General features: G+C 68.2%; 25 protein-coding genes. 13 read left to right on the forward strand and 12 right to left on the reverse strand.

Features of this window, described 5'->3' with window-relative positions; genetic code table 11:
• Positions 1-65 precede the first annotated feature (65 nt).
• Positions 66-920 carry a siderophore-interacting protein gene (locus O3I_RS33210; protein WP_014987410.1) on the reverse strand — a complete coding sequence of 285 codons (855 nt, stop codon included), beginning with the start codon at positions 918-920 and terminating at the stop codon, positions 66-68.
• A gap of 164 nt (positions 921-1,084) precedes the next feature.
• Positions 1,085-2,041 (reverse strand): purine-nucleoside phosphorylase, encoded by a 957-nt coding sequence (locus O3I_RS33215; RefSeq protein WP_014987411.1) that lies wholly within the window; start codon positions 2,039-2,041, stop codon positions 1,085-1,087.
• A gap of 259 nt (positions 2,042-2,300) precedes the next feature.
• On the opposite strand from O3I_RS33215, the gene gndA reads away from it, so the two are divergent.
• From gndA to O3I_RS33230, 3 genes are all read left to right on the forward strand, one after another.
• The gene (gndA, locus tag O3I_RS33220; RefSeq protein WP_014987412.1) at positions 2,301-3,755 is read left to right on the forward strand and encodes an NADP-dependent phosphogluconate dehydrogenase; all 1,455 of its coding nucleotides are present in this window, start codon (positions 2,301-2,303) and stop codon (positions 3,753-3,755) included.
• A gap of 132 nt (positions 3,756-3,887) precedes the next feature.
• A complete protein-coding gene (locus O3I_RS33225; protein ID WP_041563024.1) occupies positions 3,888-4,997 on the forward strand; it encodes a serine hydrolase domain-containing protein in 1,110 nt (369 codons plus the stop codon).
• A gap of 1,126 nt (positions 4,998-6,123) precedes the next feature.
• Entirely contained in the window at positions 6,124-6,573 is a 450-nt protein-coding gene (locus O3I_RS33230; protein WP_141692133.1) for a hypothetical protein, read from the forward strand.
• A 1,071-nt stretch (positions 6,574-7,644) separates the two neighbouring features.
• Here the strand turns inward: O3I_RS33230 and O3I_RS43150 are convergent.
• Entirely contained in the window at positions 7,645-8,100 is a 456-nt protein-coding gene (locus tag O3I_RS43150; protein ID WP_141691889.1) for a hypothetical protein, read from the reverse strand.
• 454 nt (positions 8,101-8,554) lie between these two features.
• Between O3I_RS43150 and O3I_RS33240 the strand changes: the two genes are divergently transcribed.
• The 4 genes from O3I_RS33240 to O3I_RS33255 all read left to right on the forward strand — a co-directional run bounded on the left by O3I_RS33240 (position 8,555) and on the right by O3I_RS33255 (position 12,956).
• Positions 8,555-9,889, forward strand: a complete 1,335-nt coding sequence (locus O3I_RS33240) for a S8 family serine peptidase (RefSeq protein ID WP_041564683.1) — start codon at positions 8,555-8,557, stop codon at positions 9,887-9,889.
• A gap of 9 nt (positions 9,890-9,898) precedes the next feature.
• Positions 9,899-10,138, forward strand: a complete 240-nt coding sequence (locus O3I_RS33245) for a hypothetical protein (protein WP_014987417.1) — start codon at positions 9,899-9,901, stop codon at positions 10,136-10,138.
• Between the two features lie 808 nt (positions 10,139-10,946).
• Entirely contained in the window at positions 10,947-11,987 is a 1,041-nt protein-coding gene (locus O3I_RS33250) for a hypothetical protein (protein WP_014987418.1), read from the forward strand.
• Between the two features lie 183 nt (positions 11,988-12,170).
• On the forward strand, positions 12,171-12,956 hold the full coding sequence (locus tag O3I_RS33255) for an SAM-dependent methyltransferase (protein WP_014987419.1): 786 nt from the start codon (positions 12,171-12,173) through the stop codon (positions 12,954-12,956).
• On the opposite strand, the gene O3I_RS33260 is transcribed toward O3I_RS33255, so the two are convergent.
• Both O3I_RS33260 and O3I_RS33265 read right to left on the reverse strand, forming a co-directional pair.
• Positions 12,945-14,276 (reverse strand): HAMP domain-containing sensor histidine kinase, encoded by a 1,332-nt coding sequence (locus tag O3I_RS33260; RefSeq protein WP_051066806.1) that lies wholly within the window; start codon positions 14,274-14,276, stop codon positions 12,945-12,947. The two genes, O3I_RS33255 and O3I_RS33260, sit on opposite strands and share 12 nt — an antisense overlap.
• A complete protein-coding gene (locus O3I_RS33265) occupies positions 14,276-14,962 on the reverse strand; it encodes a response regulator transcription factor (protein ID WP_041564685.1) in 687 nt (228 codons plus the stop codon). Before O3I_RS33265 ends, O3I_RS33260 begins: the two co-directional genes overlap by 1 nt.
• Positions 14,963-15,220: 258 nt before the next feature.
• Here O3I_RS33265 and O3I_RS33270 point away from each other — a divergent pair, with 258 nt between their 5' ends.
• Positions 15,221-16,708, forward strand: a complete 1,488-nt coding sequence (locus O3I_RS33270; RefSeq protein ID WP_014987422.1) for an alpha/beta fold hydrolase — start codon at positions 15,221-15,223, stop codon at positions 16,706-16,708.
• A 55-nt stretch (positions 16,709-16,763) separates the two neighbouring features.
• On the opposite strand, the gene O3I_RS33275 is transcribed toward O3I_RS33270, so the two are convergent.
• The 3 genes from O3I_RS33275 to O3I_RS33280 are packed head-to-tail and all read right to left on the reverse strand — an operon-like array spanning position 16,764 to position 18,111.
• Positions 16,764-16,970 carry a hypothetical protein gene (locus O3I_RS33275; protein ID WP_014987423.1) on the reverse strand — a complete coding sequence of 69 codons (207 nt, stop codon included), beginning with the start codon at positions 16,968-16,970 and terminating at the stop codon, positions 16,764-16,766.
• Positions 16,948-17,220, reverse strand: coding sequence for a hypothetical protein (locus tag O3I_RS45115; protein WP_141691888.1), 273 nt, complete (start codon positions 17,218-17,220; stop codon positions 16,948-16,950). The genes O3I_RS33275 and O3I_RS45115 overlap by 23 nt, the downstream gene beginning before the upstream one ends.
• 30 nt (positions 17,221-17,250) lie before the next feature.
• A complete protein-coding gene (locus tag O3I_RS33280) occupies positions 17,251-18,111 on the reverse strand; it encodes a hypothetical protein (protein WP_014987424.1) in 861 nt (286 codons plus the stop codon).
• Between the two features lie 233 nt (positions 18,112-18,344).
• On the opposite strand from O3I_RS33280, the gene O3I_RS33285 reads away from it, so the two are divergent.
• The 4 genes from O3I_RS33285 (at position 18,345) to O3I_RS33295 (ending at position 21,704) form a co-directional block, all read left to right on the forward strand.
• A complete protein-coding gene (locus O3I_RS33285) occupies positions 18,345-19,718 on the forward strand; it encodes an L-lactate MFS transporter (RefSeq protein WP_014987425.1) in 1,374 nt (457 codons plus the stop codon).
• Positions 19,715-19,852 (forward strand): MFS transporter small subunit, encoded by a 138-nt coding sequence (locus tag O3I_RS45760; RefSeq protein ID WP_014987426.1) that lies wholly within the window; start codon positions 19,715-19,717, stop codon positions 19,850-19,852. The genes O3I_RS33285 and O3I_RS45760 overlap by 4 nt, the downstream gene beginning before the upstream one ends.
• Positions 19,853-19,968: 116 nt before the next feature.
• Complete coding sequence (sph, locus tag O3I_RS33290; protein WP_014987427.1) at positions 19,969-20,940, forward strand: sphingomyelin phosphodiesterase; 972 nt, start codon at positions 19,969-19,971, stop codon at positions 20,938-20,940.
• 98 nt (positions 20,941-21,038) lie between these two features.
• A complete protein-coding gene (locus O3I_RS33295; RefSeq protein ID WP_041563025.1) occupies positions 21,039-21,704 on the forward strand; it encodes a peptidylprolyl isomerase in 666 nt (221 codons plus the stop codon).
• 62 nt (positions 21,705-21,766) lie between these two features.
• On the opposite strand, the gene O3I_RS33300 is transcribed toward O3I_RS33295, so the two are convergent.
• Entirely contained in the window at positions 21,767-22,237 is a 471-nt protein-coding gene (locus O3I_RS33300) for a histone-like nucleoid-structuring protein Lsr2 (protein WP_014987429.1), read from the reverse strand.
• Positions 22,238-22,511: 274 nt separating this feature from the next.
• Between O3I_RS33300 and O3I_RS33305 the strand changes: the two genes are divergently transcribed.
• A complete protein-coding gene (locus O3I_RS33305) occupies positions 22,512-23,444 on the forward strand; it encodes a TolB family protein (protein WP_014987430.1) in 933 nt (310 codons plus the stop codon).
• Between the two features lie 3 nt (positions 23,445-23,447).
• Here the strand turns inward: O3I_RS33305 and O3I_RS33310 are convergent, their stop codons facing one another.
• From O3I_RS33310 to O3I_RS43155, 3 genes are all read right to left on the reverse strand, one after another.
• Entirely contained in the window at positions 23,448-24,905 is a 1,458-nt protein-coding gene (locus O3I_RS33310; protein ID WP_014987431.1) for an AMP nucleosidase, read from the reverse strand.
• Between the two features lie 65 nt (positions 24,906-24,970).
• Positions 24,971-25,288: a hypothetical protein gene (locus tag O3I_RS33315; RefSeq protein ID WP_014987432.1), complete on the reverse strand. Its 318-nt coding sequence runs from the start codon at positions 25,286-25,288 to the stop codon at positions 24,971-24,973.
• A gap of 31 nt (positions 25,289-25,319) precedes the next feature.
• Positions 25,320-26,474 (reverse strand): CAP domain-containing protein, encoded by a 1,155-nt coding sequence (locus tag O3I_RS43155; RefSeq protein WP_014987433.1) that lies wholly within the window; start codon positions 26,472-26,474, stop codon positions 25,320-25,322.
• Between the last annotated feature and the right edge of the window lie 5 nt (positions 26,475-26,479).

The following is a 26,479-nucleotide window of genomic DNA, read 5'->3' on the forward strand; positions in this document are numbered from 1 at the left end:
GTTCAACGCCTGCCGTCGCACGACACCGGGCAGCAGGCGGGTAATGCCGAAACCAACAGCCGCCGTTATTCGGCGTCGGTCTCGTGGTCCTCGTCGAAGTCCGCGTGCCCGCGCTTCCAGTAGGCCGTGACATCGGAGTCACCGGGCTTGGCGCGCAACACTTCTCGTACCCAGCGGCGCAGCGGCCGCACCACGCCCGCCTCGGCGGCGATCCAGGCGTAGATCCGCTCGCCCGCCGGCAGTGCGACACCGCACACCGCGCGCTCGAGCAGGTCCGAGCGCCCCGGCGCGACTTCGCCCCTATGCAGCCACCGCACCTCGACGCCCGCGGGCGCGCTCAGCTCGATCTGTTCCGACTCGTCGACCACCTCGATGAACGCCCAGCCCGCCGCGTCGGCGGGCAGCGCCTCCAGCCAGCGAGCGATCGCGGGCAGCGCGGTGATATCGCCGGCCAGCAGGTACCGGTCGTAGGTGAACGGCACCACCAGTCCCCCGGGCGGGCCGGCGATGTACACCCGCGTCCCGGGCGTCGCCGCCGCGGCCCACTCCGCCGCGTGGCCGCCCGGATGCAGCGCGAAATCGATGTCGAGTTCACCGGCCGCCGCGTCATAGCGCCGCACCGTGTACTCGCGCGAGATCGGCAGCGGACGCGGCCATTTCAGGGCGAGATCGACCTGCTCGGGCAGGCGCAGCGCACCGTCGGGATCCGGGTAGATCAACCGGACGTGCTCGGTGGGGGCGTGACTTTCGAACCCGGCGAGTTCGGGGCCGCCGAAGGTCAGCCGGCGCAGCCCGGAACCGATCATCCGGGTGTCGAGCACGGTCACTTCGCGCAGGCCGATCGGGTACGGCACCTTCGCGCCGCCCGCCTCGCCGTCGAGCACCTCGGCGATCCGTTCGAGATGAGCCGCCCGGTTCATGCGAGCGCGCCGATTTTCGTCATTTGTGTGACATCCCTTGCGTTCCATGGAGATCCATCGGCCGATCAGGCCGACGTGCACCACCTCCGGCGCAAAGTCTGAGGTTAGCCTAACTTAATTTACCGAGCAACACCAGCGGTCCGAATCGGTGCCGCGGCACTGCCCTACCGCGTGCGCTGCGGCGGGTTCCGCAGCAGGTGATCGACCACCAGCCGACCGAGCGTGTAGCCGTTGTCCAGCGACAGCCGGAACCCGGCGGAATGCTGCTGGATGTGATCCATGACGCTCTGACCAGGATAGGGCTGATCGAAATTGCTCACGGTGCGCAGCGACAGATACCGATCCAGCTTGCCGTGCCGCTGCAGCACCGCCGCGGTCGCGTTGTCCTCCATCTGCGTCGTGCAGTAGACACCGCGCCCCTCGGTGCGCACGCCCATGATGTAGCGCGCGGTCTCGGAGAGCTGTTTGCCGGAATACCAGTCGTCACCGGTCATGGTGTCGCACTTGACCACCGCGGGCTTACGGCCCTCCTGCCCGGGGAACTGCGCCCGCTCGGCGGCGGCCTCGGGACTGTCGGCGAGCGGGGCATGCTCGGTCAGCCGGAACGCCGTCTCGACCAGCGACTCGTTCAGCTGGAAGGCGGCGGTGTCGTAGTTCTCGACGGGCCGGTACCCATAGGGCAGCTCCGGCGCCTCGGCGGGCACGAGATGATTGCCGAGATCGAAGTCGACCACCCAGCGCGCCCACGCCGCGCCGCCGAGCGTGCCCTGATCCGGCGGGGTGCCCGCGGTGCCGACGGTGAGGAAGTAGGCGTCGTCGAAATCGAGCTGCGGACTGTCCAGCAGCGCCATCATGGTGGACGCCGCATTGGTCTTGCCCTGCCCGGTCTGCGCGACGCACAGGCCCTCGGCGTTGCAGTGCACCGGCTTGTACGCGGTGGGCAAGTTCACCGTGATCGGCAGCGATTCGCGTTGCAACCACGGCTCGGTCTCGGGGTCGAACATAGTGATCACGAGCACCCCGACCTTGACCGGTTTCGCCTCGTCGGCGCCACCGCACCCGACGCTCAGCGCGGCGACGGCGAACACGAGGCAGGCGACGACCCAGCGACGTAGCGGCATCGGATGATCCTATGTTATGCCGGGGCGTGGTCAGGACGTCCGCCGTGAGCTGCGCGGATCCGAACCGGGCCGACCGCCGAGGCGAGCGGCCCGCCCATGTAGGTTGGACGGCAGGTTCTCTTGCGGCACAAGCGAACCACCGGGCCCCCGCCGACCTGCGGTTACGGTGCGCCCGCGGATTCGACGAGCAAGCCAGACGCTCGGGTGCCGACAGTCGGTGGAGCGCGGCCGGTCCGCGCCGAGTGAAAGGCCAGACAGCATGACGTCATCGGCGGGATCGAACGCACGCGCCCACATCGGGGTCACCGGCCTCGCGGTGATGGGAAGCAATATCGCGCGCAACTTCGCCCGTCACGGACACACCGTGGCACTGCACAACCGCAGCATCGCCAAGACCGACGCGCTGCTCGCGGCGCACGGCGACGAAGGCGATTTCGTGCGCACCGAGACGATCGAGGAGTTCGTCGGCGCGCTGCAGAAGCCGCGCCGCGTGCTGATCATGGTCAAGGCCGGCGCCCCCACCGACGCGGTGATCGAGGAACTCGCCGCCGCGATGGACGAGGGCGACATCATCATCGACGGCGGCAACGCGCTGTTCACCGACACCATCCGCCGGGAGAAGGCGCTGCGCGAGCGCGGCCTGCACTTCGTCGGCGCGGGTATCTCCGGCGGCGAAGAAGGCGCACTGAACGGCCCGGCCATCATGCCCGGCGGCCCGAAGGAGTCCTACGAGACGCTGGGACCGCTGCTCGAGTCGATCGCCGCGCAGGTCGACGGGACGCCGTGCTGCACCCACATCGGGCCGGACGGCTCGGGCCACTTCGTGAAGATGGTGCACAACGGCATCGAGTACGCCGACATGCAGCTCATCGGCGAGGCCTACCACCTGCTGCGCGACGCGCTCGGCTTCGACGCCAAGCAGATCGCCGACGTCTTCACCGGCTGGAACCAGGGCGAGCTGGAGAGCTACCTGGTCGAGATCACCGCCGAGGTGCTGAACCAGACCGACGCCAAGACCGGCACCCCGCTGGTCGATGTCATCCTCGACGCCGCCGAACAGAAGGGCACCGGCCGCTGGACCGTCAAGGCGGCGCTGGACCTCGGCGTGCCGGTGACCGGTATCGCCGAGGCCGTGTTCGCTCGTGCCCTGTCCGGCGCCACCGCGCAGCGCGCGGCCGCCGGTGGCCTCGCCTCCGGCCAGCTGGCCGCCAAGCCCACCGACGCCGAGCAGTTCACCGCCGATATCGAGCGCGCGCTCTACGCGTCGAAAGTGGTGGCCTACGCCCAGGGCTTCGACCAGATCGCCGCCGCCAGCGTCGAATACGACTGGAATCTGCGGCCCGGCGATCTCGCGACCATCTGGCGCGGCGGCTGCATCATCCGCGCCCGCTTCCTCAACCGCATCAAGGACGCGTACGACACCAACCCGCAGCTGCCCAGCCTCATTCTCGATCCGTTCTTCCAGGCGGCCATCGAGAACGCCATCGACAGCTGGCGCCGGGTGGTGGCTGCCGCCGTGCAACTCGGCATCCCCGTCCCGGCCTTCGCGTCCTCGCTCGCCTACTACGACGGCCTGCGCGCCAAGCGCCTGCCCGCCGCCCTCACCCAGGCACAGCGGGACTACTTCGGCGCCCACACCTACGAGCGCATCGATATGCCCGGTAAGTACCACACCCTGTGGAGCGGCGACCGCAGCGAGATCGCAGCCGACTGACCCTCGCGCACGCCCCGGCCCCGGCGCCGGGGTGTGCGTCTGATGGACCAGGGGTGGCAGCACCGAATCCCGGGTATGGGTACGGGATTTCCCTGATGTGCGGAGCACTTCGGGACTTCTAGTGTCCGAGCCATGCGTAAGTTGGCTCTTGTCATGGCATTCGTCGCACTGGTCGCCGCCGGATGCGCGAAATCCACCTCGGAAGCAGCGCCGGACGGTGCGGCACGGGTGCAGGCGGATCTCGACGAGCTGGTGCGGTCGGGCATCACCGGGGCCATCGCGACCACCACCGTGGCCGGACACACCACGACGCTGTCCGCGGGCGTCGCGAATCGAGTTACAAGAGAGCCGATTCCGACCGATCACCCGCAGCGGGTACGCGTGGGCAGTGTCGGCAAGAGTTTCATCGCGACGATCGTGCTGCAACTGGTCGGCGAGGGCCGGATTCGCTTGGACGAGCCGATCGACACCTACCTGCCCGGCTTGCTGACCGGCGACGGCGTCGACGGGCGCGCGATCACCGTGCGCCAGATCCTGCAGCACCGCAGTGGATTACCCGAGTTCAGCGATGACGCGGAGGTCGACGAGGTCGCGGCCGCCGCCGCGGGCCGGGTGTTCACGCCCGACGAGGAGATCCGGCTCGCCCTGCGCCGCCCCGCCCAATTCGCGCCCGGAACCCGGCAGAAATACACCAACACGAACTACGTCGTGCTCACCGAACTCATCCGCACCAGCACCGGCAATCCCTATGCCGCCGAACTGGAACGACGCATCGGCACCCCGCTCGGCCTCGCCGACACCTACCTGCCGCCCGCCGGCGAACACGACATCCGCGGTCCGCACCCGCACGGCTACGCGATCATCGACGGCACACTCACCGATGTCACCCGGATCGAACCCTCGGTGCCCGGCGCGGCCGGCGGACTCGTATCCACCGGCGCAGACCTCAACCGCTTCTTCACCGCCCTGATCGCCGGCGAACTGCTCCGCCGCCCGGAAATGGACGCGATGCTGGCCAGCCTGCCGATGAGCGAGCCCTACCCCCTCGACTACGGACTCGGCCTGATGACCACCGACCTACCCTGCGGCACAAAATTCCTCGGCCACACCGGCGGCATCACCGGCTACATCACCCTCTCCGGCACCACCCCCCAAGGCCGCACCGCAACCCTCACCATCACCGAATCCGCCGACATCGAATCCCGCGCCAACAGCTTGCTGGCACATGCGCTTTGCCCGTGAAATGTGCGGGGCTACAGTCGTTTCCCTCGTAGTGCGCGGGGCGTCTTCACGAGTGCCGGAGTTGTTGGTGCGGTGCGGTTTTCGGTGGGGCGGTTCCCGTCAAGGTGTGCACCGTCCCACGTCTACACCTGGATCATGCTGAGCGCGTCGTCTGCCGTACCCGGCTGTAGGCTCGCGTCAGGAGCGCGGAGTCTTGTTCCAGCGTGGTCATCTGGCTGTGGTTGCGTTTCGAGTCGCTTGGAGTTGTTGGTGTAGTGCGGTTTTCGGCGGGGCGCCCTCCCGTCAAGGGGTCCCCCGTCCCACGTTTACACCCGGATCATGCTGAGCGCGTCGTCTGCCGTACCCGACTGTAGGCGCGCGCCAGGCGCGCGGAGTCTTGTTCCAGCGCGGTCATCTGGCTGTGGTTGCGTTTCGGGCGGCTCGGGGAAAGGCGGCGGCCTGGAGTGGACCAAGCGACAGATAGGTAGGAGCCCACAGAGTTTTCATGCGGTTCACAGGGGTTATAAGCCCTGCGAACCGCATGAAAGCTCTGTGAAGCCCGCGCCACAACCCGGCGAGCACGCCGGAACCGGCGATCGCGGTGGGCAATGCGAACCAAGCGACAGATAGGTGCGTGTCGACACGCGAAAGCCCAAATCTGCACCCCTTCTCGGGTTTCGCACCCTTTCGGGGCGTCCAGAGGGGGTGCGAGACCCGAGAAAGAGTGCATTTCCTGAGCAGCAAACCCACCCCGAAAAGGAACTCTCGAGAACGGCACCACAGCCAGATGACCACGCTGGAACGAAACCCCACGCACCTGACGCGCGCCTACAGCCGGGAACGGCACCCAACGCGCCCAGCACCATTCATGTAACTCCCGCGGCAGGAACACAAAACTGAGCCAGTAGAACTTCGGCAGCCAGCCAACCACCCCAAACGCAAGAACCGATCGCAAAGACCACCACACCTATTCGGCAACCCCCACATTGCACCCCCTGCAACCAGCCGAACCCGAAACCGCAGAACAGAATTGGAGTTGAAGTCCGGAAGCCGGACCGCAAGGATGGGAACCGTGTGCGGATCGGCCAATGCGCCGCCCGCCGCAACTCCAACCGGGGGATTCCATTGCTAGAGAGAGCATTTCAACGTGTTTAAATCCAACAGAGCCGTCGCCACCACGATGGCGACGCTCGGTGCGCTGGCTGCGACGATCGCGCTCGCCGCGCCCCAAGCCGGGGCGGCGGTCACGAACATGCATATCGAGCAGGGGCAGAGCTTCGGCAGCTCGGACGCTCTTGGCACCGGCTGCTCGTACGAAGTCACCATTACCACCGAACCAGGTACGACGATCGGCATGCTCGATCAGATCGGCGACGACCCGCGGACCGCGGATCACAAGCAGTTCCGACCCGGCAAGATCGTCGCGGACGCGTCCGGCACCGCGCGCACCACGTGGACCCCCGACCGCAAGGGCCCGCACAAGCTCGTAGCACTCGAACTCAAGGACGGCGACGACTTCGAGGCCTACGTCCGCCGCGGCCAAATCAACGTCGGCACCGGCATCAACCTGGGCCCCGCCTGCGCCGTCCTCCCCTGATCGTCCCACCCACCCAACCGCGTGGCTGCCGCACCGAGTAGCACCAGGAAGCGGCAGCCACGCCGGCTAGCGCCGGCCACACCGCATCGCACCAACCACCGGTAGCTGGCTCCACTGGATAGCGCCAACCACGCCGTAAGCAGCTCCACACCGGGCAGCACCAGCCACACGGGCAGCCGCTGCCACGCCAGGTCGCGGCAGCCACACCGCATCGCACCAACCACCGGTAGCTGGCTCCACTGGACAGCGCCAACCACGCCGTAAGCAGCTGCCACACCGGGCAGCACCAGCCACACGGGCAGCCGCTGCCACGCCAGGTCGCGGCAGCCACTAGCCGTTGGGGTGTTGATCGATTCGGGATGCGAGCGCCCGCTCGGACTGCCGACGCACGACTCGCCGCGACCGAGAGTTAGCAGGCGGCCACGCCTCCTGTCGCCCGTGCGCGTGCAGGTGCGTCAGAGTTGTCGCCGCCCAAATGCTGGCCGCAGCACAGGCTCGCGGGCTGCTGCATGCGGGTTGGGCGACGCGCTGGTAAATCGCGGAATTGCGCTCGGCGACTGCTGGTTTGCGGACCCTCAAGTTGAAGTGGCCGACGGCTCCCAGGTCGCGGCAACCACACCAGACCGCGCCAGCCACACCGGTGGCCGCTGCCACGCCGGGTCGCGGCAACCACGGCAGGTCGCGGCAACCACGCCAGGATCACGCCAGCCACACCGGATCACGCCAGCCACGCCGCTAGCCGTTGCCACGCCAGGTAGCGTCGGCTACGCCGGATAGCGCAACCACACCGGTTGACTGCCGCACGCCTTTCGTCGTCCCGCGCGCTTTCCCCGTCCCGCGCACCTTCTGACATCCCGCGCACCTTCCGACATCCCGCGCGCCTTCCGTCACCCCGCGCACCTTCCGACATCCCGCGCGCCTTCCGTCACCCCGCGCGCCTTCTGCCGTCCCGCACGCCTTCCGCCGACCCGCACACCTTCCGACATCCCGCGCACCTTTCGTCACCCCGCGCGCGTGTCGTTCGGCAGACACGCGCGCGGGGCGGCAGAACGTGCGCGGCGCGTGGGACGTCTAGTGGGCGACGTATTCGAGGGTGCAGTCGCCGTTGGTGTAGTTCGGGCCTTCGCCGTGGTTGAAGACGCTCAGGGTCAGGGCTATTCGGCCTGGTTTGGTGTCTACCGCGGGGATCGAGAGGACGTTGTCGGGGCCCTGCACTCGGGCCGAGGTGTCGCCGCCGCCGCTGCGGCCGGTGTCGAGATTCGCCCAGACCACCCGGAACTGCTGGTCGTATCCGGTGTCGGAGTTGGCGTCGGTGTGCAGCGTGAGGTCGAAGGTGCCGTCGTTGTGCGAGGACGCGAACGCTTCACTGGTGGCGTAGGTGGAGAAATCGCCCTCCGGCGTCGGATATTTCATGGTGCACAAGTGCTCACCGGGAGTGCCGGGAGCCGCGACCGCGGCGGGCGCGCCGCCTGACGCCGCCGTGCATAGTGCGGCGCCGATCAGGGCCGTACGTGTCAGTGATTTCATCGAACCGTCCCATCTGTACCGATCCAGCAGGTCGAACACGGTTGACCGAGGCCGGTTCCCACCGAATGGAAGCGATCGGCAACCAGCCCGAGCGTACCCACCGCCGCTCGGCTGCGCTGGCAAACGATTCCTAACCCACTCGGTATCAACGTTTTTCGGCTGGTCGATTTCAATATCGGTGCAGTACAGCAATTCTGAATCACTAACCAGAAACGACGGTAACGAGGACTCGGTAACCAAAGTGGAATTCGCCCGGTCCACATTATCCGGCCGACCCGTCTCCCCCCGGCGATGCAGGAAAAACTACCGAGCTGTGATCCCGGACACGCCCTGCCCGGCGAAATTGCCCGGAGCTTGCGCTTTCCCGCGACACCGATCGCCCGCCCATAGCGACATCGGCCGTCCTGGCGTGCCCAACGCGAACTTCCCGGCCGCGGACGGCAGTATGTCCGCCATGCGCGTACTCATCCAGCTTCGCCCGCCCGTCGATGTGATTACCGCAGTGGCCGATCGCGCCGTTCCGGTCGCCACGGCCGATGTCGCCGGGCATCTGCCCGGTATCACGCTCGATCAGTCCTATGACCCGGTCGCGGTGCCGAAACCGGTGCCCGCCGCGGCCGCCGTCGAGCGACTGAGCTACTCGCTGGACCCGGTGGACGCGTCGGTGGTGGTGCGCGGCGAGATCGCGGACGACGACCTCGCCCGCGGCGTCGCCCAGCTGTCCAAATCCCGCAGCGTCACCGGCGTATTCGCCGACCCGGTGATCCAGACCAGCCTGACCTGTGGCGACACGCCCGCGGTCGGCAACTGGCACGACGTCGAAACACTGCTGCGGCGTGGCGATTTGGGTGCCGCCGGGCTGGACGGCACCGGCGTGGCACTGGCCATCGTCGACACCGGGATCAACGCCGCGCACGTGCAGCAGGCCCGGGGCGGGGCCGTGCACATCGATCAGGCGCGCAGCTGGAATCCCCCCGGCGTCAACGGAACCGCGGGCGAGTTCCCGGTGGCGCACGGCAGCATGTGCGCCTTCGACGCACTCATCGCCGCGCCGCAGGCCACCCTGCTCGACATTCCGGTGCTGCAGAGCACTCGGCAGGGCGGCAGCACCATGGACGGACTGCTCTCGGACGCGCTGGCCGCCTACGCGCACCTGCGCACCGTGCTGACCGATCAGCCGGCCGCCTCCCGCGCACTGGTGATCAGCAACAGTTGGGGTTCCTTCTCCCCGAGCTGGGATTTCCCGGTCGGACGGCCGGGCAACTACTCCGACAATCCCTCGCATCCGTTCAACGTGATCGTCGGTTCGCTGGAGGCCGCGGGCGCCGATATCGTTTTCGCCGCGGGCAATTGCGGCCGCGACTGCCCCGACGGCCGGTGCGCCTACAAAGACCGCCCGATCGGCGGCGCCAACTCCCATCCCGGCGTGCTGTCCATCGCGGGTGTCGACACCAAGAACCAGCGGGTGGGCTACTCCTCGCAGGGGCCGGGCCGTTTGACCGATCGCAAACCCGACATCTGCTCCTACACGCACTTTCTCGGCTCGACGGCCTTCGGCGCGACCGAGCCCGATACCGGCACCTCGGCCGCCTGCCCGGTGGCGGCCGGCCTGGTCGCCGCCGTGCGCACGCAGTGGTCCGCCACCGCACTGCCACCGGCTCAACTGCGAACGTTGTTGCAGCGCACCGCGACCGCGCAAGCCGGTGGCTACAACTACGACTACGGGTACGGCATCACCGACACGGCCGCGTTGCTCGCGGAACTGAACAAATCGGCCTCCCGCGCGTAACGTGGGGGCATGCCGTTGCTCACGATCCGGCTTCCCGCGAACGCGACCCTGGCCGTCGCACTGCGCGAACTGAAGCTCACGGTCGACGACGTCGACACCGCGTACGGCCTCATCCCCGTCGACCCCGCGCAGGGTCTCTACGCCCTGCGCGTGACGGACTCGGCGGCCGCGCGGCTGGACACCGACCAGGTCGAGATCTTCGCCGACCCCCGCATCGAGGCGATGGACGACCCGAAACCACCTGTCTGAGTAGCTGATTCAACCCACCCCCGGTGGCGCCGCGCCCACGCACCTGCGCACCGCAATCGTTGCCGCCTACACCGTCTCCGCCATGTGACGCGCCGCCTCCGCGCCGCCTCCCCCGCGTCGCCTTCGCCGCGTACGCCCTACCCTTCGCCGCATCGCGCGTCACCCTCACCAAGTCGCCCTCGCCGCGCCGCGCCACCTTCCCCGCACCACGCGTCGCCCTCACCGCGCCGCCGCCGCCGTGCCACGCGCCGCCTCCCCCGCGCCACGCGCCGTCTCCGCCGCGCCCCGAACCGCCTTCCCCGCGTTACGGCCTACCCTTCGCCGCGTCACGCGCCGCCTTCCCCGCGTCGCCTTCCCCGCGCCGCCTCCGCCGCGTAAGGCCTATCCTTCGCCGCGTCGCGCGCCGCCTTCGCCGCATCACCTTCACCGCGTCGCCTTCGCCGCATTACGCCATACCCTTCGCCGGTCGCGCGCCACCCTCCCCGTGTCACGCGCCACCTTCGCGCACTACCGGCCCCTGGCCGAGATCGGGCGTCAGCTTGTTTCGGGCCGAATCAGGCGCGCCGCCTGCGTGATTGGGCGATTGCGCAGGAGTTGCCATCGCGTAGCCGATCGGCCGCTACCGGTCTGCCCACCGCGCAACGGACCGGTATCGGGTGAATTCGGCGATCCCCCAAGATGATTCAGCACTCGTCCGGTCGCGCGCACGGCGCACGACAGCACCCACGCGACGTATCGAAAGCACAACATTCCGGATTGGAACCCGACATCGGCCCACATTGGAACCCTCCGGTCTAAGATCCGACCCATGGGTACGCGCGCGGTGCACTTCGTCGGCAGCTTTCCGGCCGAAAGCACAGCTACCGCAATGCAAGCCATGCTCGACACTTCCGGTCCCCTGCTACGAACGCTGCCCACCGGTGAGACGCGACGCTACGAGTTCTACGTCAGACCGATTATCGAAGACCTGGTCGCGCAGGGCGCCTTGGAATCGAAGAAGGCCGGCGAGTGGAATACCAGCCGGCAGCGCACGATTTACCGGCCCGCACGCGGTAAGCGACTCACCGCCGACCTGATGGATCTGGGCTATCTGCACGAGGCGGAGGAGGCCCTGCCGGTCTTCCTGGCGGCGCGCGAGCGGCACGGACTGCCCGGACTGACCCTGCAGATCGGTATGCCCACCGATTTCACGCTCACCTTCGTCGCCATGGGCCTCAGCGGCCTGCTGCGGCATCGTAAGGCGTTCACCGCGGCCGCGCTCCGGGATATCGCCGCGATCCAGCAGCTCACCGGCGGTGACGTGGTCATCCAATTGGAAGCCACCGCGGAGCTGGTGCTGCTGGCGCAGACGCAGCCGCTGCACCGGGTGGTGAACCGGGCGCTGGGGTTGAGCAAGCGGATCGCCGCACTCGCCGCGGCCGCGCCCGTGGGGACCCGGTTCGGCGTGCACATGTGCGTGGGCAGCCTGCACAACAAGTCCCGGGCCACCCTGCGGGACGCGCGCCCGATCGTCTATTTCGCCAATTGCCTTGCCCGGCAGTGGCCTTCGGATCGCCCGCTGGAATTCATCCACGCGCCGTTCGCGGCCGGGGACAAGCCGCCTTCGACCGAGAGCACGTTCTATGCGCCGCTGTCGGACCTGAACCTGCGCGAGGGCACCAACTTCTACGCGGGGCTGGTGCACGACATCCCCACCGAGGCAGTGCAATTCGAGACGTTGCGGCAGATCGAGCACGCCCTCGGCCGGCCGGTCGACGGGGTCGCCACCGCGTGCGGCCTGGGCCGGCGCGCCCGCCCCGTCGCCGACACACTGATGGCCCGGGCAGCCAGGCTGGCCGAACGGGAGTGACCCGCGCGCGGCGCGCCGAGAACTACGTCGCCGGGTATCTGTACGGAACCACGCCGCGGTTCCAGTCGAAAATTCGGCCCTGACGGCCGGATTCTGACGCTTTGCCGTGCGCCGGGCAGGCTGGTCGAACGCTACGCTGGGGATCGAGAAGCCGAGACCCATCGGGAGGAACCCTTGTCGGGGATGGACCGAGCGCCTGAACTCAATCCCGCAGTGCCGAGTTCCGCGCGCATCTATGACTACATGCTGGGCGGTAAGGACAACTACGAGGTCGACCGCCAGGTCGCCCATCGTATGCTCGCGATCGCCCCGGACACCAGGACCCTGGCCTGGTTCATTCGCCAATTCCTGGTCCGGGCAGTCGAATTGGCCGCCGACGCGGGCGTCAAGCAGTTCATCGACCTCGGCGCGGGCATCCCCACCTCGCCCAACGTGCACGAAGTGGCCAGGGAGATAGAGCCTTCGGCCAGAGTCGTCTACATCGACAACGACCCCGTCGTGCGCGCGCACTGCGACGCGCTGCTGGCCAACTCGCCGGGCTTGTCGGTCATGCAGGCCGACATCCGGCGCCCGCGCGAGATCATCGACCGGCTGCGGGCCGAATCGCTCATCGACTTCGAGGAACCGATCGCCGTGCTGATGATCGGCGTGCTGCACTACGTGATGGACGAGGAGAAGCCCGCCGATATCCTCGCCGCGTTCCGCGATGCCATGGCGCCGGGCAGCTACCTGGCCATGACGCACGGGTCCAACGAGACCAATCCGGACTTCATCAATCAATCCCAGTCCGACACCGAGAACACCCCCTCCCAGGTGCGTTACCGGTCGGCGGCGGAGATCGAGGCCCTCATGGCGGGCTTCGAGTTGATCCCGCCCGGCGTCGCGCCCGCACAGCAGTTCCTCCACACGGATCTGCCCGCGACCCGGCTGGTGATCTACGGCGGTCTCGGCCGCAAATCAGCCGGCTGACCGTTTACGCCGCGACGTGTCGGCCGGTGCGGCTTCGGGCGGCAGCCGGAAGCCGACGCGGGCGCCCGCGCCGGGCTCGGCGAACACCGTGCCGTGATGCGCGGTCACGATATCGTCGACGATCGCGAGACCCAGGCCGGAACCCGGCGTGCCCTGCGTGTTCGCGGCGCGATAGAAGCGGTCGAAGACGGCGGTGATATCGGCGGGCGCGATGCCGGGTCCGTGATCGCGCACCGTCAATTCCGTACCCTCGACGTGCACTTCGATCGGCGTATCCGCCGGGCTGAACTTGATCGCGTTTCCCAGCAGATTGTCGATACACCGCTCCAGCGCGCGCAACCGGCCGAGCACCGGCTGTGGCCGCGCCGCGGTGACCATGATGGTCCGCCCGCTGCGGTGCCGGAAACGCTGCGCGCAATCCTCGGCCAGCGTCGCCAGATCCAGCGAGGTGACGTCCTCCGCGGTGCGCTGATCGGTAGCCAGCTCGACCAGTTCGGCGACGAGCGCGTCCAGCGCGACCGACTCCTGGACCAACGTGTGCAGCACCTCGGCTTCATCCTCGGGCGCCAGCCGGCCCCGGGCGCGCTGCAGCAGTTCGGCGCTGCCGCGAATGGAGGTCAGCGGGGTCCGCAGCTCGTGGCTGGCGTCCTGCACGAGCCGGTGCTGCTGCTCGCGCGACCGGCGCAGCGCGGCCAGCATGGTCGCGAAACTGCCGGTGAGCCTGCCGATTTCGTCGCGGCCGGTGGGCGGCAGCGGCACCGAGAGATCCTGGGTCGAGCTGATGTGCTCGGTCGCGGCGAGCAACCGGCGCACCGGCCGCAGGATGCGACCGATCACCAGCCAGCTGAGCAGCGCCGACACCGCCACCGCCAGTGCGGTGATACCGCCTGTGCGCCAGAGGAATTCCTGGTCGATCTGATCCGGTTTCTCGTACCGCTGGGCCACCATCACGGCGCCGCCGCCCGGCCGCGGTTTGGTGAGGATGCCGTACGGCTTGCCGTCCAGATCGATGTTGTATTCGGCTGTGCCGCTTCCGGTTCTGGCGACCACCCGATCGGCATCGGCGACCGGCAGCACTATCCGGTCCGCGACGAGCGGGTGCGCGACGCCGTCCGCACCCAGCAGTTGCTCGATGGTGTCGGGCCGTTCGGGCAATACCGCGGGCAGCACCGCGATGACCGCGTCGGCCCGATCGTTGAGGCTGTGCGCGAACTGCGCGCTGATCAAGCCCACGACCCCGCGATAGGACGTCGCGAGCGTGACGGTGATGGCGGCCACCACCGCGACCACGACGACCAGGGTGATCCGCGCCCGCAGCATCACGCGGGCCGCACGGAGTAGCCGACGTTGCGCACGGTGTGGATCAGCCGTGGTTCGCCGTTCTCTTCGGTCTTGCGCCGCAGATATCCGATGTAGACATCGAGTGAACGGGACTCGGTATCGAAGTCGAAACCCCAGATGTGCTCGTAGATCCGGCTGCGGCTCAACACGATCCGCGCGTTGCGCAGCAACAGTTCCAGCACGTCGAACTCGGTCTTGGTGAGTTCGATCGGGCGGTCGCCGCGATGCACCTGCCTGGTCGCAGTGTTCAGGGTCAGGTCGCCGACCGCCAGCACGGTGTCGTCGTCCTCGTCGAAGGTGCTGCGGCGCAGCAGTGCTCGCAATCTGGCGAGCAGTTCGTCGGTGGCGAACGGCTTGGGCAGGTAGTCGTCGGCGCCCGCGTCGAGGCCGGCCACCCGGTCGCCGATCTGCTGCCGGGCGGTGAGCACCAGGATCGGTAGCCGGTCGCCGCGCCGGCGCAGCAGCCGGCACAGCGACAGGCCGTCGAGGCGCGGCATCTCCACATCGACCACCGCCAGGTCCGGCCGCTGTTGCGCCAGCAGTTCCAGGGCCTCCTGCCCGTCCGCGGCCAGGTACACCTGATAGCCCTCGAAGCGCAGCAGTTGGTCCAGCGTGCTGCGCACATGCGGATCGTCCTCGGCGACGAGGACCGACGCGGCGGGCACTGACGAGCTCGTGGTGTTCACCCCGTCATTGTTGCTGGTGAGTAGCGATACCGCCGGGGTCAGGCTGTTCACTTCGTGACCATAGTCACGCCGCGCGCACCGGGCGCCGGAGAGACCCCGACCAGCACCTGCGCCCGGCGCTCGGGATTCTTACCTGTTTCTTGCGCGGCCCTCGCAATGCGCTGACATCCACCGCACAGGATCTGTCCCATACCGCAACCGAATGCGGGAAGCGTTCCGACAAAGGGGATTTCGACGATGCGCAAGAGTATGCGGGCAGTCGCGAGTGTGCTGGCGGCCCTCGCCGCGGCGACCATGATCACGGCGTGCGCCGACGGCGCCGCCCCACCCGGACCGGACTGGTGCCCGACCGTGCCGGGCCATCAGGTCGAGTGCGGGGTGCAGTCCCGGCCACTGATCGCGGATCAGCCTGAATCAGGCACTGTCGCAGTGAGTTACGCGCTCATCCGGCGCAGCAAACTGGACGCGCCCGCGGCGGGCACCATCGCACCGAATCCCGGTGGGCCGGGTGTGCCGCTGATCGCGCACGCCGAACAGGCGGCCCAGTTGTCCGCGCTGATGCTCGAGGACCACGATCTGCTGCTCGTAGATCCGCGCGGCACCGGGCTGTCCAGCCCGTTGGACTGCGGCGCGGACGAGGCGGGCTACCAGCTCGGCACCCGTGACCAGCAGCAGCAGATGGTGGCCCGGTGCGCCGAACAGCTCGGCTCACGCGCCGCCGGCTACACCTCGGCGGCCACCGCGGACGACTTCGACGCCGTCCGGGCCCGGCTCGGTATTCCGAAGCTGGTGCTCTACGGCATCTCGTACGGCACCTACCTGATGCCGATCTACGCCGAGCGCCACCCCGGCAGCGTGCAGTCCATGGTGTTGACCGGCGCGTACCCGCCCGACGCCGACCCGCTGTCGCGGCCCAACGCCGAGGCGCTGTCGCTTGCGCTGCAACGGATCTGCGACCGCAGCCGGGCCTGTGACGGTGCGACCGCCGTCGCCGATCTGACCACGGTGACGCAGCGTCTGGCCACGCACCCGTTGACGATCGACGGCCCGACACCGTGGCGACTCGACGAAAGCAAGCTGGCCACACTGGCTTTCGAGGTGGGCACCAGCAATCTCGGTGCGAATCCGGCGGAGCTGACCCCGCTCGGCACGTTGCCGGCCGCGCTGCACGCGGCCGTGCAGGATGACGATACGCCGTTGCGGCAGTTCGCCGCTCGCGCCGGCGGCGAGCCGACCACGGAGAACATCGACCTGTTCCTCACCGTGGCGTGCAACGACTATTCCACGCTCTGGTCGCGGCACGCGTCGCTGCCCGAGCGCGATCTGCAGTACCGGCGCAGTGTCGAGGCCGCGGGACGCACCGGTGCTTTCAGCGCGGCCGGCTTCAGCGGGGGTATGCGCGACGGCGGCGACGCCTGCCTGCGCTGGCCCGCCGTCACCAGCGCACACACCGCCCCGGCCGCTGGCGCACTCCCGGACGTGCCGGTGCTGGTGCTGTCGGGCGACCTCGACGCCATCACCCCCGACGCGAACGGACAGCGAGTAGCCGCCATGTTCCCGCGCGCGACGTTCCTCTCCGTCCCCAACACCGGCCACATCCCGGACCTGGAGCCCAGTGGCTGCGTCGTCGGCATCGTCGACCACTTCGTCCGCACCGGCACCACCGGCTCGACCGACTGTGTGGCGACCGTGCCGCCGATCCAGGTCACCCCGGTTCCGCACTGATCCGCAACCAGGCCACCGAGCGGTGGGCGACGCGCAGACCGCGTCGCCCACCGCGTCATTTCGGCAGCCGGCCCGGTTTGCGGCCGAGCACCATCGACGTGGGACCGATCAGCTGCCGCTGCTCGATCCGGACGAAGCCCGCGTCGCGGAACCAGTCCGCGCACTGCGTGGTGGTCGCCTCGAAGCCTTCGCGCATCTCCAGCATGATGTTCAGGCTGGACAGGTGGCTGATCATGTTGTCACGGCGGCGGGGATCGGTCATCGCGTCGTAGACGAGCAGCGCACCGCCGGGCGGGACGGCCGCGAACGCCTTGGCGAACCACCCGAGACGACCAGAACCCCATCCCGGTCTCCAGGATCCGCTGCGGGTCGGCGAAGCGACGCAGCAGCGGACCCGCGAGGCGGCTCTGAAAGGCGCGCATGAGCAACAGTTCGCGCCGGATATCGCGGGACCGGCCGGGATCGAGCGGTGCGGAGGGCAGTGCTGCGGCCGGACTCTCGGGGTGTGCCATGACGCAATTTCCTCTCGATCGGCGGTGCTCCTACTCCGGCAGCGTGCCGAGCAGCTGCTCGAAGTTGTCCGAGGCGATCAACGCCAGGCTGCTCTCGGTGCAGCGGGTGGTGATGGCGAGCGAAAGGTGTCCTTCGTACCAGCGGTAGATCGATTGGCTGACCGGCCAGGGTTGTTCCGCGAAACCGTTGACGGCGAGCTGGGCCAGCACGGCCCCGGCCCGCAGCACCTCGAGATCGTTGATCGGGTAGGCGTACATGTGCTGTTTGGCGGGCAGGATCACCAGCGCGCCCGCGGTCCCGGTCACCGGGTAGTCGCCGAGCCAGCGGACATGCGCCGTCGCGTACTCCGAGCCCGACAGCAGCGACAGCGGTAACCCCTCGGCGAGCGGGTCGTCGAACTCGTGCACCGTGACCTCCAGCGGGCCGTCGGCGCGGACATTGCGTTCGGCCAGCGCGAACAGATCGTACTCACCGACCTGCCACTCCCGGCGCATTTCGTGGGTGACCTGTGCGACGGTGTGCGCGCGATCGAGGACGACGCGCTGCACCAGCCCCGGCGCGACCATCCGGCGCACCGCGTCCTCGGCGCGCATCGTGCTGGGGTACAGCCGGGTTCGGATCGAGTCGCGCACCGCCGCGAAGCTGTCCACGCCGTCGTGCGTGGCCAGTTCGAGGGTGGCGATGCCGGTGGCGAGATGATCGGCGGCCAGTGCGAACCAGTTCGCTTGCGGCTCACCGGCGGCCACGCGGCGCAGGTTGGCCAGCGACGTCTCGAACCGCCCGCGCCCGCCGTGCAACACGATGTGATCGGCGGACAGGATCCGGCAGGAAAACCCTTGGTGTCGCGCCGCTTCGACGAAGGCCTCCGACAGGAGATCGCGTTCCGGCATGAACAGCCCCCTCCACCAGCACAATCCGCGTTCCGCTCTGAGCCGGCGCGCGGTTCCCCATCGATTCTGTCAGTTTTCGCCGCCGTGGGTGCGTGGGCGGCCGGGCCCCGGTCCGCTGGGCACGGCCCCGCGGTCCGGTCAGCGGACCATCGGACGAGTGTTGGCGCGGAACGGCCGACACGAACGTTCGCAAACCATATGATCGCCACAGAATTGAGAGTGGAGATCGCCGCATGACCGCAGTCGCCGACGCCGGCACCACCGGGTACGCCCGTGTCATCGCCCCACCGGGCTGGAGTCGCTGGCTGGTGCCGCCGGCGGCATTGTCCATCCATCTGGCCATCGGGCAGGCCTACGCGTGGAGCGTATTCAAACCGCCGCTGGAAAAGGCGATGGACGTCTCGGGCACCGGCAGCGCGCTGCCGTTCCAGATCGCCATCGTCATGCTCGGCCTGTCCGCGGCCTTCGGCGGCACCCTCGTCGAACGCCGCGGGCCGCGCTGGGCGATGACGGTCTCGCTGGTGTGCTTCTGCTCCGGACTGCTGATCTCGGCCCTCGGCGCGGCGACCGGAGCGTACTGGCTCATCGTTTTCGGCTACGGTTTCGTCGGCGGCATCGGGCTCGGCATCGGCTACATCTCGCCGGTGTCGACGCTGATCAAGTGGTTTCCCGACCGGCCGGGCATGGCTACGGGTTTCGCCATCATGGGCTTCGGCGGCGGCGCGTTGATCGCCTCGCCGTGGACCACCCAACTGCTGTCGAGTTTCGGCAAGGACGATGCGGGGATCGCGAAAACCTTTCTGGTGATGGGCCTGACCTACGCCGTGTTCATGTCGGTGGGCGTGCTGCTCGTCCGCGTTCCGCCGCCGGGCTGGCGTCCGGCGGGGTGGGCGCCGTCGAAAAAGGCCGGGCGGCTGGTCAGCGACCACGACGTCGAAGCCGATGTCGCCATCCGCACGCCGCAGTTCTGGCTGCTGTGGATCGTGCTGTGCTGCAACGTGACCGCGGGGATCGGCATCCTGGAGAAGGCGGCGCCGATGGTGCTCGACTTCTTCGCGCAGACCTCGACGCCGGTCACCGTCACCGCGGCAGCGGGTTTCGTCGCGGTGCTGTCCGCGGCCAATATGGCGGGGCGGATCGGCTGGTCCTCGCTGTCGGACGTGATCGGCCGGAAGAATATGTACCGCGTCTACCTCGGCGTGGGCGCACTGGCCTACGCCATGGTGTGGTCGGTCGGCCAGACGAGCAAGCCGCTGTTCATCCTGGGCGCGATGGTGATCCTGTCGTTCTACGGCGGCGGGTTCGCCACCATCCCGGCCTATCTCAAGGATCTGTTCGGCACCTATCAGGTGGGCGCCATCCATGGCAGGCTGCTCACCGCCTGGTCGGTGGCCGGTGTCGCCGGACCGCTGATCGTGAACGCCATCGCCGATTCCGGTGCCCGGCACGGCAAGACCGGCCCCGAACTGTACGGGACCTCGTTCGCGATCATGATCACGCTGCTCTGCGTGGGTTTCGCGGCCAATGAACTGATTCGCCCGGTGGCGGCGAAACACCATCGCACGGCCGAGCCGCGGGCCGTCGTCACGGAGAAGGACCCGGTATGACCGACGCCGAAAGCACCGAATCGACGCTGCCCCGGCGCATTCCGCTGCTGATCTTCGCCTGGCTGTGGGTGGCGATCCCGTTCGCCTACGGCGTAGATCGGCTGATCGTGAACCTGCTCAAGTTGTTTCACTGAGCACCGCCACTCGGACGTCCGGCGGCACACAGTTGATCATGATGGCGTCATGAAAAAGTCATCATGGCTTGATCCGATGGCGGTCGTTATGTCCGACTTCGAGACGAGGAACTGCCGTGCCGCTGACCAAGCCCACGAGGCTGAGCATCATCGCCGCACTCGCCACCACCTGTATGGCGATGCCATTCCAAGCCACGGCCGCCCCCGCGGCCACGCCGGAACTGCGCGTGCTGACCTACAACACCTTCCTGTTCAGCAAGAACCTGTACCCCAACTGGGGCCAGGACCATCGCGCCGCCGAGATCCCGAAAACCGACTTCTTCCGCGGCAACGACGTCGTCGTGTTGCAGGAGGCGTTCGACAACGGCGCCTCCGACGCGCTGAAATCCGCTGCGGCGGGTGAATATCCACACCAGACGCCGGTGGTCGGCCGGTCCAGGAACGGCTGGGACGCGACGGGCGGCAAGTATTCCGCCACCACACCGGAGGACGGTGGCGTCACCATCCTGAGCAAGTGGCCGATCCTGCGCAAAGAGCAGTTCGTCTTCGCCGACGCCTGCGGCGCCGACTGGTGGTCGAACAAAGGCTTCGCTTACGCGGTGCTCTCGGTGAACGGCAGCAAAGTGCATGTGATCGGCACGCACGCGCAGTCGACCGATCCCGGCTGCGGCGCGGGCGAAGCGGCCCGCGATCGTTCCTTGCAGTTCAAAGAGATCGACGCGTTTCTCAACGGAAAGAACATCCCCGCGACCGAGCAGGTACTGGTGGCGGGCGATATGAATGTCGATTCCCGCACCGCCGAGTACGGTTCGATGCTCGCCGACGCCGGATTGGAGCCTGCGACCTCGCGCACCGGTCATCAGTACTCCTTCGACACCGCGGAGAATTCGATCGCGCACGAGCGCTACCCGAACGACCCGCGCGAAGACCTGGACTACGTCCTGCCCCGCAAGGGCCACGCCAAGCCGTCGTCGTGGCGGAACCACGTCATCAAGGAATCGTGCCCGGCCTGGACGGTGACCAGCCAGGGTAAGGACTACACCTACACCAATCTGTCCGATCACTACCCGGTGATCGCGGGCGGCTGACCTCGCGAAGCCCATGCCTGCGCGCGTCCGGCGGGCAGGCACGGGCGGATTACCGCTTTGGCGAACGCTTTTCGGCGAGATCCGCTAGTTTGCTTGCTATGCGGTCACGTTGGGGTGCTCTACTCGCCATTGCCGTCTTGTCGTCGATCGGCCCGGTCGTCGGCGCTACCCCGGCCACGGCCGGCCCGCCCGTGGTGTCGTGCGCGTTCACGCCGACCGCGCCGGACAATCCGGCCGCCCGCCCGGTGGCGCCGCCACTGCCGGTCGCCCTCGGCATCGGCACCATCGATGTCACGTTCCAGTTCAACTACGGCCCGGTCACCCTCCGGCTCAACCGGGCGGGCGCCGCGCCGTGCGCGGTGCAGAACATGACGAGTCTGGTGGCACAACGCTTCTACGACCAGAGTCAGTGCTGGCGGCTCACCGACAGCGCCCGCCTCGGCGTGCTGCAATGCGGCGATATCTTCGAAGTGGAGAAGGGCGGGCCCGGCTACCAGTTCCCGGACGAGGTCGACGGCACCGAAACCTATCCGCGCGGCACCGTGGCGATGGGCAACCAGGGCCCCGGCACCAATGGCAGCGAATTCTTCATCGTCCATTCGTTCGCCAATATTCCGGCGAACTACTCGGTGCTGGGTCAGGTCATAGCCGGTATGGATGTCCTCGATCGCATGGTCGCCGCGGGTATCACGCCGACCGAACGCGGGCCGCGCGATGGCCTGCCCGCCGAGCCGGTCGTGATCACCAGCGCCACCCTGTCCTGAACGCCGGCCGGAACCGAAGAGCCGCCCCACCTTTGGGGCCGAGCGGCCGACCGGCCTGCGGACTAGACGCCTGCGGCGACCTTCTTGCCCGTCTTCTTCGCGGTCTTCTTGGCGGGTTCGACGAACGAGGGCACCGCGGGCTTCTTCGAATTCGCCGCGGGCGCCTTGGCGGCCTCGGCCGGCGCGGCCTCCGGCGCTTCGTGCGCGGCCCGGTAGGCGGCGGTGACCTCGGCCGAGATCCGGCCGCGTGTCGAGACCCGGTGCCCGTTCTCGGCGGCCCAGGTCCGGATGGCGGCGAGCTGGCCGTCGCCCGAGGCGCTGCGAGCCCGCGGGGTGGCGCTCGCCCGCGCACCGGCGCGACCCGTCTTGCGCGCCTTTTCCGCCCACGGATCGACGAGGGCACGCAGCTTGGCCGCGTTCGCATACGACAGGTCGATTTCGTACATGCGGCCATCGAAACCGAACGAGACCGTTTCATCAGCCTTCGAGCCGTCAAGGTCGTCGATCAACGCCTCGATGATTTGCCTTGCCATTCTTGATTCCCTTCGAGGAAATGCGGAGCGGGTCAGCGGCGACGTTAGCACGGCGGATACCGCGACATACAGTTGCATACGTTGGCCGGAGCGCATTTTCAGCTTTGAAATCCGGCGGCGAAGATAGCCGCACCGCATCACCGAACCACGCAATTCGTACCCATTCCGGTGGATCGTCGCGGCAAGTGGCGCGGGTATTTCGATGAGCGAACCGCGCCGTCGACGTGGACCGGGCGAGCATGTCAGGGTGGGCGCGACCGAGAGCGGAGCACGAATGAATCGGGAGCGGGAAAGCATGGTCGAACACGGGGACGCGGTCACCAGGCCGGACGGAGCCGAACTGCTGTATCGGCCGGCCGGGCGGGCGAGCGCGCAGAACGCCGCCTTTTCACCGGACGGTAATGCCTTGGTGTTCACGCAGTTCGACGCGGGCTACAACCTCGGCGGGGCAAGTTTGCGGGTGCTGCGCACTTCCGGCGGCCCGCCGCAAGTACTGGTGCGCAAAGGCGATCAAGCGGCGGTGAATCTGCCCGGCGCGGCATGGAACAAGCCGACCGGGCTGATCACCTTCTCCTATGACGTCACCGATCTGGACGAAATCTGGACGATCGCGCCGGGCAGCGCACCGACGCGGGTGACCACACACGACAGCATCCGCGGTTACACCGAACCGAGCTTCGCCCCGGACGGCGAATGGATTGTCTTCCAGGAGAACGACACCCAGACCGGCCCCGGTGCGCGCGGCAGCATCTGGAAGGTGCGCCGAGCCGACGGCCTGCCCATCGAACTCGTGGACGGCCCGGGCACGGACACCGACAACCGTCAGCCGAACTGGTCGCCGCGCGGTGACCGGATCGTATTCCAGTCGCGCCATGCGGATTCCGCGGACTGGGACCTGGTCACCATCGCGTCGGACGGCTCGGGGCGCGCGACGCTCACCGCCGGCGCGGACGAGGACACCGACGCCAGCTTCTCGCCCGACGGGAATTGGGTGGTGTACTCCTCCGACCATGCGCGTACCCCGCATGCCCAGATCTTCGCGCACCGGGCCGACGGCACCGGCCTGCCCGTGCGCGTCACCACCTCCGAGCACTACGACGGCGCACCGAGCTGGTCGCCGGACGGACGGTGGATCACCTTCGAGTCCAGCGCCGACGGCGAATCCGCCACCGCCCTCTGGCGCATCCCGACCCGGATCCTGGGCTAGGTTTTAGCGGAACGGCGGCTCGTTGAACGTGCGCAGCTTGCGGGAATGCAGCCGGTCCCCCTCGGCGCGCAGGAATTCCACTGCGCGGATGCCGATTTGGAGATGCTCGGAGATGGCGCCCTCGTAGAAGCGGTTCGCCTGACCCGGCAGCTTGATCTCACCGTGCAACGGCTTGTCCGAGACACACAGCAGCGTGCCGTAGGGCACTCGGAAGCGATAGCCCTGCGCCGCGATGGTGGCGCTTTCCATGTCGACGGCGACCGCGCGGCTCAGGTTGAACCGCAGGGCCGACGCCGAATAGCGCAGCTCCCAGTTCCGGTCGTCGGTGGTGACCACGGTGCCGGTGCGCAACCGCTGCTTCACCGCTTCGCCCGGCATGCCGCTCACCGTCTTGGTCGCGTCGTACAGCGCCCGCTGCACCTCCGCGATGCTGGGAATCGGAATATCCGGCGGCAGTACGGAATCCAGCACATGGTCGTCGCGCAGATAGGCGTGCGCGAGCACATAGTCGCCGATCGCCTGGCTCTCGCGCAGGCCGCCGCAGTGGCCGATCATCAGCCAGGCGTGCGGGCGCAGCACCGCGAGGTGATCGCAGATGGTCTTCGCGTTCGACGGGCCGACACCGATGTTCACCAGGGTGATACCGCGCCGCCCGGGTGCGGTGAGATGCCAGGCGGGCATTTGATGTTTCTTCCACGCCAGATCGGAGATCAGCCCGACGCCCGCGGTCTCCGCGCTGATCACGGTGCCGCCCGCGCAGGAGAGACGGTCGTAGGGGCCGTCCGGATCGGCGATCTGCTCGCCGGCCCAGCGCACGAACTCGTCGACATAGCGCGAGTAATTGGTGAACAGGACGAACGACTGGAAATGCTCGGCGGGCGTACCCGTGTAGTGCTGCAACCGGGCCAGCGAGAAGTCGGTGCGCAACGCGTCGAAATGACTGAGTGGGAAGGTGTCGGCGGGATCGAGAATGCCGTCCGCGGTTTCGTCACCGATCGTGGCCAGATCGGTGGTGGGGAAATATTTCGCCAGCGCCGCGGCCATCGAACGATCCAGCGCGAGGTCGGCGCGATCGATCACGTACGGGAACGGGATGTCCTGGCGCGACGGCGACACCTCGACGCGCACGTCGTAGTCGTGTTCGATCATCGCCAACTGCTCCGACAGATAGTGGCGCAGCAGGTCGGGCCGGGTGACGGTGGTGGCGTAGCTGCCCGGCCTGGTGAACCGCCCCCACGCACGGGAGCGGTTCTTCGGCGCGGCGTCACCGTCCCAGCTGATGCGCAGTTCCGGGTAGGCGAACGCGCCGGCGGCACGGGCGGCCAGGTCGGGCAGGGTGCCGTTCTCTACGAAGTCCCGTAGCGCGGTTCGCAGCGCGCCGACCGACCCCTGATAGAGCGCGTCCAGGCGGTCCAGCGCCTCGGCCCCGGTCAACGAGGTGCCTTCGTGCCTGCCCGGCATGTGTCCTCCCAGCTCACGTTCGCTCAGCCGTCGTGAGGACACCGTATTTCACGCCCGGCGCGCCTTCAAAGTGCGCTGGTGACGGCGGCCGACGCGCATCGAGCGGCCATCCGTTTCGCGAGCAGCAGCACCGCCTGCTCGCGCAGCAGACCGATCCGGCCCGCGCAGTTGTCGGCCAGGGCCAGCGCCATGCCGTCGTGCACGCTGCCGGGATCGCTCAGCAGCTCGTCCAATTCCATACCCGCCCTGGCCTGCTCGAAGGTGAGCATGCGGTGCGGCAGCCAGCTGAGACACCAGGCCTTGCGGTCGTGCTCCGCGGTACGGGAGGCGAATTCCGGGGTGGTATCGCTGGTCATCGACCACGCGGTGATGTAGAGCGCCATATCGAACTCCTTCTGCGCCTGGCTCCGAGCGCTACCAGGCCCCGCCCGCACCGCCGGCGGTGAGCCCGCCGAGGGCGTCGCCCACGGCGCCTAGCCCGCCGAGCGCATCGCCGAGGCCGCCGAACTCGTCGCCGAATTCACCGAAGATGTCGCCGAGGCCGCCGTACGCGTCGCCGCCGCCGGCGAGATCGTCGAAACCGTTGCTCCAGGGATCGAACGAGTCACCGCTGTCCGGCGTCGCACCGTCCTCGGCGAAGTCGTCGAAGCCGTTGCTCCACGGGTCGAACGACGAATCGTCGCTGTCCTGCGTCGCATCGTCGGCCTCCTCGCTCCAGGAATCACCGGAAGGCTCGCCGTCGTCGGAGCCTTCGCTCCACGGATCCTCGAACGCCTCGGTGTCGTCCTCGGCCGAACTGTCCTCGCCGGACCAATCGTCTTCGTCGCCGGACGACGGGTCCGAGCCTTCGCCGCTGGTGTCGCCGGAACCGTCGTCGCCGGCTTCGGTCGACGAGTCCTCGCCACCGGGTGCCTCGTCGTCACTACCGGGCTTGTTCTTGTCACCAGCCGACGGCTTCTTGTCGCCACCCGACGGCTTGTCCTTGTCACCACCTGAGGGTTTGTCCTTGTCCTTGTCCTTGTCCTTGTCCTTGTCCTTGTCCTTGCCGGAGCCGCCCGAGGTGCCGAAATCCTGTGTCCAGTAGGGAGTTCCGTTACCGCTCTTGGCATAACCGACCCCGATGTCCTGCAGCTTGCAGTCCAGGATGTTCGCCCGGTGCCCCTCGCTGTTCATCCACGCGTCGACGACCTCGGACGCACTCGTCTGTCCCTCGGCGATGTTCTCGGCCCAGCCCTGGGCCTGGTACCCGGCCGCGCCGATCCGGTCGCCGGGATCGCCCTTCGACGAGTTGTGGTCGAGAAAACCGTTGTCCGCCATGTCTTTCGTGTGCGCCTGCGCGGCAGCGGTGAGCTTCTTGTCCGCCTTCAGGTCCGAACAGCCCGCCTCGGCCCTCGCGGCATTGGTCAGGCTGATCACCTGCTCGGCCGGCGACCCGGATTCGGGAGCCGCTGCGGCCCTGGAGGTTCCGGCGATGGTGACGGCGAAGGCCGACACCCCGAAAGCGGTGGACAATGTGAGCATGGTCGCGGGAGAAAAGCGGTTCTTCCGCGGTGCGCTGTGCTTCCCCATCGAAT

It is taken from the genome of Nocardia brasiliensis ATCC 700358, assembly GCF_000250675.2.
GTDB classification, from domain to species: domain Bacteria; phylum Actinomycetota; class Actinomycetes; order Mycobacteriales; family Mycobacteriaceae; genus Nocardia; species Nocardia brasiliensis_B.